This is a genomic window from Embleya sp. NBC_00896 (genome assembly GCF_045207785.1).
In the GTDB taxonomy this organism is placed as follows: Bacteria; Actinomycetota; Actinomycetes; order Streptomycetales; family Streptomycetaceae; genus Embleya.
This window is the reverse complement of record NZ_CP108777.1, coordinates 821,380-834,350: the sequence shown is the minus strand read 5'-3', so window position 1 is coordinate 834,350 and position 12,971 is coordinate 821,380. Positions and strand designations below refer to the sequence as shown.

10 protein-coding genes are annotated in these 12,971 nt (G+C 72.0%); 4 read left to right on the top strand and 6 right to left on the bottom strand.

Translation table 11 applies throughout. The features are described from left to right. Positions 1-70: 70 nt before the first annotated feature. Together OG928_RS36990 and OG928_RS36985 are read left to right on the top strand one after the other, a co-directional pair. Complete coding sequence (locus OG928_RS36990) at positions 71-610, top strand: DoxX family membrane protein (protein WP_331766374.1); 540 nt, start codon at positions 71-73, stop codon at positions 608-610. A gap of 189 nt (positions 611-799) precedes the next feature. After that, positions 800-1,777, top strand: a complete 978-nt coding sequence (locus OG928_RS36985; protein WP_331766373.1) for a hypothetical protein — start codon at positions 800-802, stop codon at positions 1,775-1,777. A 57-nt stretch (positions 1,778-1,834) separates the two neighbouring features. Here the strand turns inward: OG928_RS36985 and OG928_RS36980 are convergent, their stop codons facing one another. The 4 genes from OG928_RS36980 to OG928_RS36965 all read right to left on the bottom strand — a co-directional run bounded on the left by OG928_RS36980 (position 1,835) and on the right by OG928_RS36965 (position 5,795). Then, positions 1,835-2,740: a CehA/McbA family metallohydrolase gene (locus OG928_RS36980; protein WP_331766372.1), complete on the bottom strand. Its 906-nt coding sequence runs from the start codon at positions 2,738-2,740 to the stop codon at positions 1,835-1,837. Beyond that, the gene (locus tag OG928_RS36975) at positions 2,740-4,557 is read right to left on the bottom strand and encodes a PQQ-binding-like beta-propeller repeat protein (RefSeq protein WP_331766371.1); all 1,818 of its coding nucleotides are present in this window, start codon (positions 4,555-4,557) and stop codon (positions 2,740-2,742) included. The genes OG928_RS36980 and OG928_RS36975 overlap by 1 nt, the downstream gene beginning before the upstream one ends. After that, positions 4,554-4,874 carry a hypothetical protein gene (locus tag OG928_RS36970; RefSeq protein ID WP_331766370.1) on the bottom strand — a complete coding sequence of 107 codons (321 nt, stop codon included), beginning with the start codon at positions 4,872-4,874 and terminating at the stop codon, positions 4,554-4,556. The genes OG928_RS36975 and OG928_RS36970 overlap by 4 nt, the downstream gene beginning before the upstream one ends. Positions 4,875-5,177: 303 nt before the next feature. Next, the gene (locus OG928_RS36965) at positions 5,178-5,795 is read right to left on the bottom strand and encodes a zinc-ribbon domain-containing protein (protein ID WP_331766369.1); all 618 of its coding nucleotides are present in this window, start codon (positions 5,793-5,795) and stop codon (positions 5,178-5,180) included. Positions 5,796-5,962: 167 nt separating this feature from the next. On the opposite strand from OG928_RS36965, the gene OG928_RS36960 reads away from it, so the two are divergent. Beyond that, the gene (locus OG928_RS36960) at positions 5,963-7,072 is read left to right on the top strand and encodes an NAD-dependent epimerase/dehydratase family protein (protein ID WP_331766368.1); all 1,110 of its coding nucleotides are present in this window, start codon (positions 5,963-5,965) and stop codon (positions 7,070-7,072) included. A 376-nt stretch (positions 7,073-7,448) separates the two neighbouring features. Then, positions 7,449-8,645, top strand: coding sequence for a hypothetical protein (locus OG928_RS36955; RefSeq protein ID WP_406291556.1), 1,197 nt, complete (start codon positions 7,449-7,451; stop codon positions 8,643-8,645). Positions 8,646-8,716: 71 nt separating this feature from the next. On the opposite strand, the gene OG928_RS36950 is transcribed toward OG928_RS36955, so the two are convergent. Continuing rightward, the gene (locus OG928_RS36950; protein WP_331766366.1) at positions 8,717-10,489 is read right to left on the bottom strand and encodes a histidinol-phosphatase; all 1,773 of its coding nucleotides are present in this window, start codon (positions 10,487-10,489) and stop codon (positions 8,717-8,719) included. Positions 10,490-10,726: 237 nt separating this feature from the next. After that, positions 10,727-12,847 carry an elongation factor G gene (gene fusA, locus OG928_RS36945; protein ID WP_331766365.1) on the bottom strand — a complete coding sequence of 707 codons (2,121 nt, stop codon included), beginning with the start codon at positions 12,845-12,847 and terminating at the stop codon, positions 10,727-10,729. Positions 12,848-12,971: the final 124 nt, after the last annotated feature.

Sequence of the window (12,971 nt, the reverse complement as noted above, 5' to 3'; positions counted from 1 at the left end):
CCTATCAGCGGGCGCGCGGTCGCCGTCGGCGAGCCGACACTGGGTGGACCGAACCCAGGAAGGGCTTCTCATGTTCCTGTCGATCCGCAAAGACGTAGGTCTGCTGGCGCTGCGCCTGGGCACCGGCGGTGTCCTGTTCGCCCATGGCGCGCAGAAGCTGTTCGGCGCCTTCGGCGGACACGGGCTGATGGCGACGGGCTCGGCGATGGAACAGATGGGTTTTCGGCCCGGTCGGCAGAGCGCCCTCGCGGCCGGGCTCGGTGAGGCGGGTGGCGGGGTGCTGCTCGCGTTGGGACTGGCCACCCCCGCGGCCGGTGCGGCGGCGGCCGGTGCGATGGCCGGCGCGGTCGCGGTGCACGCGCCCGCCGGCTTCTTCGCGATGTCGGGCGGCTACGAGTATCCGGCGTTCCTGGGATTCGTCGCCGCCGGCCTCGGCATCGCGGGCCCCGGCCGCTACTCGCTCGACCACGTGACCTGCCACGTCCTCGACCGCCCGTGGGTCGTGGGCCTCGCGTTCACCGGCAGCGCCGCGGCCGCGGCGGCCGTGATCGGCCGCCGGATGGCCGCGACCCGCGCCGAACCGGCCGCTCCCGACCCGGCGTCGGCGTAGCCCGCGGTCGCGGTGGCCCGGGTCGCGCCGGGACGCCTGTGGGGGCGACGCCGATCCGTCCACGCGCGTGGTGGGACCGATCGGTGGGGCGTGCCGGGCCGCATCGAGGGACGACCGTCGGCGGCGGCGGGCTCGCGTTGCTAACGTGGTCCGGTTCGAGCCGGTCGTTCTGCGGGGAGGTTCCGACCGATGGCCCATGCCGGCCACCAACTACACGCGCATCCACACCAGTACACCCATGCCCGGGCCCATGTCCCGCCGCACGCGCACGCGGCGACACCGACGCCTCGGCAGATCGAGCGCCGATGGCTCGCCAACGTGGCGACGGTTGTCGTACCCGGCGTGCTGGCGCACCGGTTGCTGCGCCCGTCGCACCGCATCGGGCGCCCGGACACGCTGATGGGCAACCTCAACCGGGTGCGCGCGTGGCTGGGCCTGGTGATCGTCCTGGCCGTGTTCCTGCGCGCCCTGTACAAGGAGAGCACCCACATCTCGGCCCAGCAGGCCGGCCCGGGGACCAAGCCGCGCGGCTCGCAGGTCGTCGCCGAACTGGTGTCCGCGCTGGTCCGGCGGATGGTCCTGCTGCCGATGTACGGCATCGTCGGCATCCTGTTGATCGGCTGCCTCCTGGTGATCTGCGCCCGCCCGCAGCTGCGCGCGCTGACCCTGCGTCAACTGATCTACCCCGTACGGGCGGTCGGCTTGTTCCTGGTGGTCCCGGTGCTCGGCATCGCGCTCGCGTGGGGGTGCCGCAAGGGCGCGGGCCTGGGGTCCAACACCAATACGCTGCGCACCGACGGGACCGCGGCCCAACTGGCGCTGTCGTGGGTGTCGATGGTGACGGCGCTGTGGGTCTTCGGGTTCGCGCTCGTGGCCATCTGGCAGGTGGCCCGGCACCTGTTCTCGGCGGCGGACGGTCATCCGATGCTGCCGGCTCTGATGGCGGTGTGGCTGGCGTGGACGTTCACGCTCACCGACCTGTTCGTCAAGACCGACAACCCGGTGTTCGCGGGCTCCGACATCGTGCCGGACACGGTGAAGGCCGCGGTCGGCGTCGGCGGCTCGGTGATCATCACCGCCCTGAGCATCTGGGAGATCCGCCGCCTGGGCCGCTGGAACGGCATCACCCTGCGCAGCGGCCCGTGGGGCTCGAGGACGCCCGCCTGAGCGCCGGGCGCCCACATGCCGGGCGCCCACATGCCGAAGACCGGGGAGCGATCTACCTCAGGACCGGGTGAGGTGGATCGGGTTGCTCCAGGCGCGTCGTCCGGTGGAGTCCTCGACGGTGACCCGGCAGTACCCGTGCCCGAACATGGCCAGGGGAAGGGAGCACTCCGTCAGCGCCTCGCCCTCGATCACCCGGGCGCCCGGGGCGCCGCCGGTCACCAGCACCTTGCGAACCGGCGAGCAGCGCACCGTGATCAGGCCGTCGTGGAGGCGGATGTCGTGCAGCTCGGGTCCGGTACTCGCGTAGTAGTGGCCCGCCTTGAGGGCGACGAGCAGCGCCTGCGGGTCGAGGGATTCGGCGCGCACCTGGACCCAGGCGGTGCAGCCAGGCGGGTCCTGGGGCTGGAAGTGGGCGTCGTCGGCGGCGTAGGCGCCGAGCCGGTGTCCGCGATTGAGCAGGATGTCGGTCAGGTGCCAACTGTCGCCGCGGTCCTCGCGCGCCGAGAGCGCGTTGTGCACCTCGACCGCGTGGGCCGCGTCCAGGCTTTCGGCGTCGGCGAGGGTGAGCAGGGACGCGGCCGGGTGGGCCATGCCGATGAAGGCGCCCGCGGCCCGGGCCCGGCGCGCCAATCGCGGTCCGCTCTCGTCGGGTTCGGGGGGTGGGAAGCCGAGTGGCAGTCCCACCGCGACGATGTGCCATTCCGAGGAGAACTCGGTGCGCGGGGCATGTAGTTCGGCGCCCAGCAGCGTGGTGAATCCCGGGGTGCGCATGGGCCGGGTGTCGGTCAGCGGGAACCCGTACTTCGCCCGGAAGTGGTCGGTGACGGCGAGAAAGTCGTAGCCGGCCTCCCGGTATCGGCGGCAGACCTCCTCGGGCGACAGCGCCCCGTCGGATTGGTCGGAGTGCGTGTGCAGGTTGCCTCGCCAGAAGCGGCCGGGCCGATCGAACGGCAGGTCGAGCATCAGGCGCTCACGATCAGGCGGTACGCGAGGTTCACAGCGCCCTCGTTGACGAGGAAGAGTCGGCCGTCGTGTTCGAAGGGCTTGGGTACGTCTGCCGTCAGGGCGACGCCCAGGCGCAGCGGATACTCCTTGAGCACGCGGATGCGGCCGTCGTCCGGGTCGAAGCGGACCAGGCGCGGGGGCTTGCCGGCGCCGGCGCTCACCCAGACCCGCAGGCTGCCGTCCGCGTCGTCGATCGCTATCGGCGCGGCCTTGCTGTCGACGCTCACGCCCAGTGCCTTGACGGCGGCCGGGAGCGCGGAGATCCAGCGGACCCTGCCGGTCGCGCGGTCGATCGCGATGATCTGGTTGGCCCAGAACTTGCCCGATGTGTGCAGCGCCTCGCCGTTGTTGCCCGGCACGTAGATCGTCCGCTCGTCCGCCAGGAGGCGCGGCGGGGCGCCGAGCGCGCTGCCGATCACGGGGTTGCCGGCTTCGATCGTGTAGGCGGGCTCGCCCCGTTCGGTCAACACCGTCAGGCGTGCCGGCGCGCCCGTCGCGGCCGGTTCGTTGACGATCACGGGGGACGTGGCCACCACCGGTGAGCCGAGTGTCGTACCGCCGCCCTTGGGCAGGTTGTGCGTCCACGAGGGCTTGCCGGTGGTCGGATCGATGCCCCAGACGGTTTCCGTGGCCCCGCACCGGCCGTTGGCGACCAGCGCGGCCCCGCCCCGGAAGCCGGACGCGCGGCAACCGGACGGGAGGTTCCGATCCGTGGTCCAGATCTGCGCGCCGTCCTTGATCCGGAACGCCGCGTTGCCGGTGACCGCGACACCGCGCGACACGGCCAGGCGTTCGCCCGACAGGTCGTCCTTGGCGGTGCGCGGCTTGGACCATACCTCCTTGCCCGAGGAGATGTCGATCCCCGCGATTCGGTCGCACGTCTCGCCGGCGCCGTAGACGACGACCGCGATCGTGCCGTCGGTCTCGGCGCCGGCGGCGCACATCGCGGCACCGGCCGGCAGGGGCGACTCCCAGGCGGTGGCGCCGGTGTCGATGCGATACGCGACCACGCGCGCGCGTTCCGAGCGCACCACGGTGTCGCCCTGGAACCAGGTGCCCTCCAGGTTGCGCGGGCTCGCGTTCGGCGCGCCGGCGCTCACGGGGCCGTCGCGGCCCTCCTTCAAGGACCAGGCGACCGCGGTGTGTTCGCCGGTGTTGTCGTAGTCCTTGACGTCCCGGCCGGCCTGCCGCACGGCGCCGACCGTGGCGAGGGCGAGCACCACCAGGGCCAGGATCGCGCTCCGGAGCAGGACGGGCCGATCGCGCACCGGCCGCATCCGCTCGGGGGCCAGGGGCGGCCCGAAGACGAAGTCGTGGCCGTGCAGGCCCGGTTGCTGCGGCGCGGGGGAGGGGGTGGGCAGTGGCGCCGGTCCGGTTCCGGCCGGTCCGCCGGGTCCGTACGGGGGGCCGCCCGATCCGTCGTACGGGGGCGCGTACGGGGCGTAGGGCGTGGCCTGGGACGGGGAGTCGTACAGCGGCAGGAGGGGGTTCGCGACGAAGCCGCCGCCCGTGGCGTTCGGGAAGGGCGCGGGCCGTGACGGGGACTGTGCCTGCGACTGCGGCGGTACGTGCGGCTGCGACTGCTGCGGGAGCGGTGGTTGGAACGGTATGTGCGGCTGGGGCGATACCGGGGTCCGGGGCTGGTCCTGGGCCTGCGGCCGGGTCCCGGACTGGGCTTGTGACGGCGACTGGGGTGGCATGAACGGCGGCGGCTCTTGCTGCGGCTGCGGCTGCGTCTGTCGCTGCTCGTCCCATGGGTTCTGTGGCGTGCTCACGAGCCGCCTCCCGCGGTCGGCGCGGCCGGTGCGCCGATGCCCACGTTGCTGCGGGGGCCCGGCAGGTCCTTGAGGTCACTTCGGTCCACGTGTCCCGCGGACTGGCTCACGTTGTGCACCCACAACACCACGAACACGATCACCGCGGCCGACGCGAGCGTGATGAGCAGGCCCACCAGGGCGACACGCACCTTGCGCGGCGCGGCCGGACCGACCGGCGTGGTCGGCGGTTGCAGCGACTGCGGCGATTGCGGCGAGCCCCAGGGTTGGGGGCCGGGCCCGAAGGCATGCGGCTGTGGTGGCGATGAGTGACTCATGACGATCCCGATTCCCCGTGTTCTCGTTGCGCTCCACCCGGTGCCGTGCCGGCGGCGCGGTGCCCCGACGCCGCGACGCGCCGCGTCGTCACCGTACCGAGCCCGGACGACTCCCGCCGACAATCGGGCCCACATCCACGGACTTCGCCCATCCGACCCGGCGATTCCCAGGGTGTGTCCCGGCGCGAACACGCCGACGGCCCGACTCGCGTCGATCCGCGAGTCGGGCCGTCGGGCGGACGGGGAGTCCCAGGCCGAGCCGCCGTGGCTCGCACCTCGGTCGGGCGGGCCGGCCGGTGCGCGTCAGCCGCGCGGCACGCTGCGCTGCGTGGTCTCGACCACGCCCGCCACGTGTGCGGGCGTCATCTGCAGCAGCCCGCCGACCTGGTCGAGCAGCGCGCGCTCGGCCGAGCCGATGCCGCCGTCGGCCGCGGCGATGAGCGTCGCCCGGGTGAGCAGCCATTCGCGTCCCTGCGCCTGGAGTTGGTCGCCGAGCGGCACCAGCACCGAGGCCAGGTCGTGGCCGGGGCCCGCGAGGTCCGCGTCGAGCCGCTCCACCGTGTAGGCGGGCACCCCCGACTCGACGACCGCGCCGACCGCGGCGGTACGGGCGGCCGTGGACGGCGCCGTCCCGGACACCCGCAGCACGGCGAGCGCGAGCGCGTGCATGCCCTGCGACAGGTGCGCCGAGATCTGGGCGCTGGTCGCCTGCTGAAGGACGGTGTCGTGGTAGGTCCCCTTGCAGGTGGTGCACTCGACGTGCGTGCCCTGCTGCTTGAACGGGAAGATCGGGATGAAGAAGAACGTGAACCAGCGTCGGGCCAGCTTCAGGTGGTACTGCCGGTCACCGCCGCAGCGCGGGCAGTGGAAGACGCCTTCGGAGAGCGTCTTGAAGAGGGTCTTGAATCCCCAGATGAGCATGACCGTATTCCCCCGTCGTGAAATGGAACGCGGACGATGCTCCCACACGGGGCTTCGGCGCCGAACGGCGGGCGGGGGGTGCGGTTGTCGGTCGTGTACGGTCGCCCCACAGGAGCATGACCGGATCAAGTATCGGCGTGCGGGCGACGGCTGCGAGGGATCTCGACATGGGTGAACGTGTCCTGGTGATCGGCGGTACCGGGCCCACCGGAGTCCCGCTGGTGCGCGGTCTGGTGGAACGCGGCCACGAGGTGACGATCCTGCACCGCGGCACGCACGAGTCGGAAGCGACGCCCGCCGAGGTCCGGCACATCCACCTCGACCCGTACGACGAGGGCGCGTTGCGCGAGGCGGCGGAAGGCGCGCGATACGACACGGTGATCGCGATGTACGGCCGGCTGCGCCGGATCGCCGAGGCGTGGGCGGGTCGTACCGGGCGGCTGATCTCGGTGGGCGGCGTCCCCGCCTACCGGGGCTGGATGAACCCGGTCCTGGCGGGCCCGGGCGGCCTGCCGATCCCGGTCCCGGAGGACGCGCCGCTGGTCGGCGACCCGGACGAGGACGCGAAGGGCTACCGCATCGTTCGTACCGAGCAGGCGGTCTTCGCCCACCACCCCACGGCCACGCACATCCGCTACCCCTATGTGTACGGCCCGCACCAACTCGCCCCGAGGGAATGGTGCGTGGTGCGCCGCGTGCTGGACGGCCGGCGCCGGATCGTGGTCGCCGACCAGGGACTGACCCTGCACCACCACGGCTACACCGAGAACCTGGCGCACGCCCTGCTGTTGGCCTTCGAGCAGCCCACGCGCTGCGTGGGCCGGATCTACAACGCGGCCGACGACCAGGTCTTGACGGTGCGTCAGGTGATCGACACGGTGGCGGCCGCCCTGGGCCACACCTTCGAGGTCGTGTCGCTCCCGTACGAACTGGCGGTTCCCGCCCGGCCCCTGCTCATGCAGCCCGCCCCCGAGCACCGCGTCCTGGACCTGAGCCGCCTGCGCGCGGACCTCGGCTACCGCGACCTGGTGCCGCCGCACGAGGCGCTGGCGCACACCGCCCGTTGGCTCGCCGAGCACCCGCCCGAGCCGGGCGGGCCCGAGGAGCGGATTCTCACCGATCCCTTCGACTACCCGGCCGAGGACGCCCTGATGGACGCGTGGACCACCCTCCGCGCCGGCTTCCCGGAGCCCGCGTTCGCGACCGCGCCGGCCTACGGTCTGGCCTACAGCGGCCCCGGCGGCCGCCCCCGCGCCAACCCCGACTTCACCGCCTGACGGAAGCCGAACTTCACGGTGCCCCGTCGGGGGCCGCCTGTTCGTCTCTCGGGTCCGCTTGCGGCGCGGTGACGGTGGGTTGTGGGACCGTCGAGCTGCCCGAATCCGTCGACCCGAGCCCTTCGGCTCGCCCTCGATCGCCGCTGTTCGGCAGGCGGTCGTCCCGTACTCTCACCCTCACGAGGCCACCATGCGACTTGTACGGTCCACCCGCATCCGTCCGAGATCCCCGCTCGCCGTCACCGATCGACCGACCTCGATCCCGACCCCGACCCCGAACCCGACGCCGCCCGCCGGCGAGGTGGGCGGCCCGAGGTCGATCCGGCCGCGACGAGGGTTACGGCGCGCCGCACTGACCGGGGCCACGCTCCTCACCGTGCTGTTCGCCTCGGCGCCCGCCGCGCCCGCCGCGCCCGCCGCGCGCGCCGACGTTCCGCCGCCGGCGAAGGTGGTCTCCAACTTCGAGAAGCACTGGGGCGCCAACCTGTCCCGGGACTGCGGCTTCAGCGAACGCCTGCCCGGCACGGGACGCAGTCTCTGGCTGTTCTGCGACACGGCGGTCTACGACTGGAGCGGCGCGCTCACCGGTTTCATCGACGGCACGACCGCGGCCACCGGCCCGTACACACCGGGTCGGGTCCCGCAGGACCTGAGCGAGGTGCCCACCCCGCCGAACCCCGACGACCCCGATCCCTCGATCCGCGGCCCCGAGCGCTTCCTCCCGGTCCCGACCGGCCTTCGCGTGCCCGGCAGCGGCGCCGAGTGCCACAACCCCGGCACCTCGTACGGGGCTTCCTGGGCGACCGGCATGACGCGCGGCCCGGCCGGGGCGATCACGCTGCGAACCCCCGCCGGCAACCGCACCTTCGCGGACGCCTCGCGGCTGATGTTCATCACCTACACCGACACCTGCGTCGTCGGGGCGACCGGCGGCATGACCGGCGAGGCCAACGGCATCGCCGTGTACGAGCCGGCGACCAATACCATCGTGGCGAACACGCGGGTGTTCGGCGGCGCGCAGCCGCCCGCCGCGCAACAGCCGTGGCAGCAGCAGCTCGGCTCGCCGCTGTTCGCCGGCGGCTACCTCTACCAATACGGCTTCATCTGCGACAACAGCGCCTTCGGGGCGTGCGGCGCCGGCCGCACCGTGGTGGCCCAGGTGCCCGTGGGCAGCCTCCAGGACCCGACCGCCTACCGCTGGCTCGCCGCAGGCGGCGACTGGTCGGCCAACCAGGCGAACGCGGTGTCCGTACGGCCGGGCGGGGTCGCGGACGGCCCGTTGTCGATCCAGGTCGACGACTACTCCGCGCTCGGCAAGGGCCTGGTCATGGTGGAGCAGACGTCCATCGCCGGCCACTACAAGATCTGGCGCGCCGGCTCACCGGCGGGCCCGTGGACGCTCTCGCGCAGCGGGCAGATCCAGGACTGCGACGGCGCGAACCAACACCAACCCAACCGCTTCTGCTACACCTTCGTCGGCCACCCGGAACTGAGCACCGCCGCCACCTTGATGCTCTCCTTCTTCGACCCGGAACACGGCGACAGCATCCGCGTCACGGGCACGGACTGGTAGCAGCCCTTCCACATCCCGCGTGGTCCCCGCCGAACCGCCGCCGAAACGCCGTGATCGGCGGGGACCGTCGGTCAGTCGTCCCGCTGGGAGCCCTTGACGTCCAAGAAGATCGGATTCGAGTAGAACCAGATGTCCCGCCACGGGTCGCCGTCGTTGTCCGGGTGGCGGACGGGGCCCGCGGGGTCGATCGCGGCGCCGAAGGGGCCGACGCCGTGGCGGTTGCCGTCGCTGCCGCGCAGGCGGATGTACGAGGACTGGTGCTGCCGCGGCAGCGGAACCCGCAGGGTGTAGGTGCCCGTTCGGCCGGCTACGTCGATCCGCTTGATGACGCGGGTGTCCGGTGCCCGCCACGCGTCGGCGTCCCGGGCCTTCCCGGTGACCGTGCCGGCGATGACGTCCACGTGGGCGAGCGCGGGGACGACGCCGTGGTAGTTCGGGCGACTCGCGGTGGTGACCCTGATGTACAGCGTGGCGCTCCGGCCCGCCGGCAGCTTCAGCCGGCCGCCGAGGGTGACCGGCTCGGTGTTGCCGTTGTCCGCGACGGCCCACACGTCCAGGCCGTCGAGCAGCTGCCCGTGGTCCACCCAGACCCGCCCCGCCCGCATCCCGGACATGACGTCGCGGTAGCCGAACCGCTCCACCCCGACGTGGGTCCGGCTGAACTGACCCGGCCAGAAGTCGCTGCCCGGCTGCGGGACGCCGGTGTCGACCGGCAGCGGCTTGGACCCGAGATCGTCGAAGCCCTTGCCCGCCGGGTACTGGCCGTCCGCGTGCGTGTCGAAGATCGTGCGGTGGTTGTCCGAGTTCGAGGTGACCGACCAGAGCCGGCCCTCGGCGAGCAGGGCGTCCCACATGCCGCCGACCGTCGCCGTCATCCAGTCGAAGCCGCCGTGGGTCCGGTAGCTCTCGATCGGGTAGTGCGGCCAACTCTGCGCCGACGGCGCGTTCTGGTACTCACCGCGCTGGAAGGTGCCCGGGCCCGACGTGCCCTCGCGGTAGGCGACCCACGCCGGATCGGCGTTGCCCTGCGAGCCGGGGGCGCCCTCGAAGCCCAGGAAGATCGAGGGATCCGCGTCGTGCCAGGCGCGCAACTCGTGCGGGGACACGATGCCCAGCCGGCTCGGGTGGTTCGCGAGCACCAGCACGTCGTCCACGAAGCCCTCGCGCTTGCGCTGACCGAGCCAGCGGATCGCCTCCACCGCCTTGGCCTCGTTGGCGGCGGTCGCGGGCGCGCCCACGGCGCCGACGTCGAAACGGTTGAGCTTCGCGTCGAAGGTCAGTTCGAACCGCCGGAGCAGCTCCACCTCGTTCGCACCCGGGGCCACCATCACGGTGGCGTGCTCGGCGGCCGGGACGTACCACTCCAGGCCCTGGAAGATCAGCACCCGGGGGTTCTCCTTCCGGGCCTTGACGATCTCCTCGTGCTCGCGCTGGGCCCCGCCGGCGTTGGCGTGGCCGAAGTTGGCGTGCTCGGTGAAGACGATCCAGTCCAGGCCGAACTGCCGTCCCTGCGCCGCCGATTGGGCGAATCCGTACTTCGCGTCGTGGCTGTAGACCGTGTGCACGTGGTGGTCGCCCACCAGGTAGACGTACTTCGACGCGGGCCCCTCGTCGCCGTGCCGCCCGGTCGACTCGGCCGCCGCGGCCGGCGTCGCGCCGGCGACCACCGAGCCGAGCGCCGACGCGCCCAGGAAGCCGGCGCCGAACAGCCCGGCCCGCCCAAGGAGCCCGCGTCGCGATACGCCCTGCGCGTCCAGTCGACCCTCCGGCACCGCCGGGTCCGCCCACTCCGGCAGGAGCGGGGCGGGGTGATCGGGCCGGTTCGAATGATCCTCGGTTGCCATGTGGGTTCCTCGCGGTCGGGGGCGTCGGGGGCTGCCGCCGCAGACGCTAGGAGCCCGAGATGGCGAACGGACGACAACCGTCCGGTGTTCACATGTCCACCGGAATGATCTTTCGTGTCGTCCCCGGCGGTGCGGATCCGAGGTCCGGTCGGGGTGGCGGATCCCGCCGCGTCCGTCGCGGCGGGATCCCGCCCGGGGCAGGGCGGCCGCCCTGCCCCGGGCTACGCGCCCATGCGTCTACTCCGCCCGGCCCTTCGCGATGATCTCGTCCGCGACGTGCCGCGGCACCCGCGCGTACGAGTCGAACTGCATCGCGTAGCCCGCCCGGCCCGAGGTCTTGCTCCGCAGGTCGCCGACGTAGCCGAACATCTCCGAGAGCGGCACCAGTGCGGTGATCACTCTGGCGCCCGAGCGCTCCGCCATCGCCCTGACCTGTCCGCGACGCGCGTTGAGGTCGCCGATGACATCGCCCATGTACTCCTCGGGTGTGGTCACCTCGACGGCCATCATCGGTTCGAGCAGGACCGGCGACGCCATCCGCGCGGCCTCCTTGAAGGCCAGCGAACCGGCGATCTTGAAGGCCATCTCGGACGAGTCGACGTCGTGGAAATCGCCGTCGAGCAGCGTCACCCGAACCCCGGTGAGCGGGTACCCGGCCAGCACCCCGAACTCCAGGGCGGCCTGGCAGCCCGCGTCCACGGACGGGATGTAGTCCTTCGGGACGCGCCCGCCCGTAACCCTGTTGACGAACTCGTAGGTCTCTCCTTCCAGCGGTTCGACCGCGATCTGCACCTTGGCGTACTGGCCCTTGCCTCCGGTCTGCTTCTTGTACGTGTAGTCCAGTCGTTCGACCCGCTCGCTCAGCGTCTCCCGGTAGGCCACCCGCGGCCTGCCGACATCGGCCACGACGTCGAACTCACGCCGCATCCGGTCGACCAGGACCTCCAGGTGCAACTCGCCCATGCCCGAGATGATGGTCTGGCCGGTGTCCTTGTCGGTCTTGACGCGAAACGACGGGTCCTCCTCGGCCAGGCGCTGGATGGCCACGCCGAGCCGTTCCTGGTCGACCCGCGACGCGGGTTCGATGGCCACCTCGATGACCGGGGCCGGGAAGTCCATCGACTCCAGGATCACCGGGTGCGCCGGGTCGCACAGCGTCTCGCCGGTGGTGGTCTGTCGCAGACCCATGACCGCGACGATGTCACCGGCGCCCACCGACGCGATCTCCTCTCGCTTGTTGGCGTGCATGCGGTAGATCTTGCCGACCCGCTCCTTCCGGCCCTGGACCGAGTTCTGCACCTGATTGCCGGCGTCGAGTCGGCCGGAGTACACCCGGACGAAGGTCAGCTTGCCCAGGTGCTGGTCACTCGCGATCTTGAACGCCAGCGCCGCGAACGGCTCGTCGTCCGCGGGCCTGCGCGTCACTCCCGTCTCCGGGTCGTCGACCGCGTGGCCCTCGATCGCCTCGACGTCCAGCGGCGAGGGCAGGTAACGCGCGATCGCGTCGAGCAGTGGCTGAACTCCCTTGTTCTTGAACGCGGTTCCGCAGAACACGGGCGTGACGGTGGGGCCGTCGCCGGTGCCCGAGGCGATGGTGATCCGGCGAATCGCGGCGTGCAGGAGTGCCTCGGTGGGCTCGACGCCCGCGAGGTACGCCTCCATCATCGCCTCGTCGTGTTCGGCCACGACCTCCAGCAGCCTGCCCCGCCATTCGGTGGCGGCCTCGACGTGCGTGGCCGGGATGTCGACGACGTCGTACGCCTCGCCGAGCCTGGCGTCGGCGGACCAGACCAGCGCGCACATGCGGACCAGGTCGACCACACCCGTGAACTCGGCCTCGGTTCCGATCGGCAACTGCATGACCACGGGCACCGCGCCCAGCCGCTCGCCGATCATGTCGACGCAGCGATGGAACTCGGCGCCGGTGCGGTCGAGTTTGTTGACGAAGCAGATTCGCGGCACGCGATAGCGGTCCGCCTGGCGCCAGACCGTCTCGGATTGCGGCTCGACCCCGGCGACGCCGTCGAACACCGTGACGGCGCCGTCGAGGACGCGCAGGCAGCGCTCGACCTCGATGGTGAAGTCGACGTGGCCGGGGGTGTCGATGATGTTGATCGGGTGATCGACGTCGTCGAGCCTCCAGTGGCAGGTCGTCGCGGCGGACGTGATGGTGATGCCGCGTTCGCGTTCCTGGTCCATCCAGTCCATGGTCGCGGCGCCGTCCTGGACTTCGCCGATCTTGTAGGAGACACCCGTGTAGAACAGGATCCGCTCGGTGGTGGTGGTCTTGCCCGCGTCGATGTGGGCCATGATCCCGATATTGCGGATGTTGGCGAGATTTCGGGTGACGGTGGTCATGACGCTTCGGCCTTCTCTCGGGTGTGGCTGGGCGTTCTCGATGGGATGGATGCCGACGCCGGGCAGGAGAGCGCACGCCGAGGACGGCACCGGCGGGTCCGGAGCCGTGGATCGGGCGCACGTC

Coding starts and splice junctions, on each gene's coding strand:
- OG928_RS36950 (WP_331766366.1), bottom strand. CDS start 10,489: ATGGCAACCGAGGATCATTCGAACCGGCCCGATCACCCCGCCCCGCTC.
- OG928_RS36985 (WP_331766373.1), top strand. CDS start 800: ATGGCCCATGCCGGCCACCAACTACACGCGCATCCACACCAGTACACC.
- OG928_RS36980 (WP_331766372.1), bottom strand. CDS start 2,740: ATGCTCGACCTGCCGTTCGATCGGCCCGGCCGCTTCTGGCGAGGCAAC.
- fusA (WP_331766365.1), bottom strand. CDS start 12,847: ATGACCACCGTCACCCGAAATCTCGCCAACATCCGCAATATCGGGATC.
- OG928_RS36970 (WP_331766370.1), bottom strand. CDS start 4,874: ATGAGTCACTCATCGCCACCACAGCCGCATGCCTTCGGGCCCGGCCCC.
- OG928_RS36990 (WP_331766374.1), top strand. CDS start 71: ATGTTCCTGTCGATCCGCAAAGACGTAGGTCTGCTGGCGCTGCGCCTG.
- OG928_RS36960 (WP_331766368.1), top strand. CDS start 5,963: ATGGGTGAACGTGTCCTGGTGATCGGCGGTACCGGGCCCACCGGAGTC.
- OG928_RS36965 (WP_331766369.1), bottom strand. CDS start 5,795: ATGCTCATCTGGGGATTCAAGACCCTCTTCAAGACGCTCTCCGAAGGC.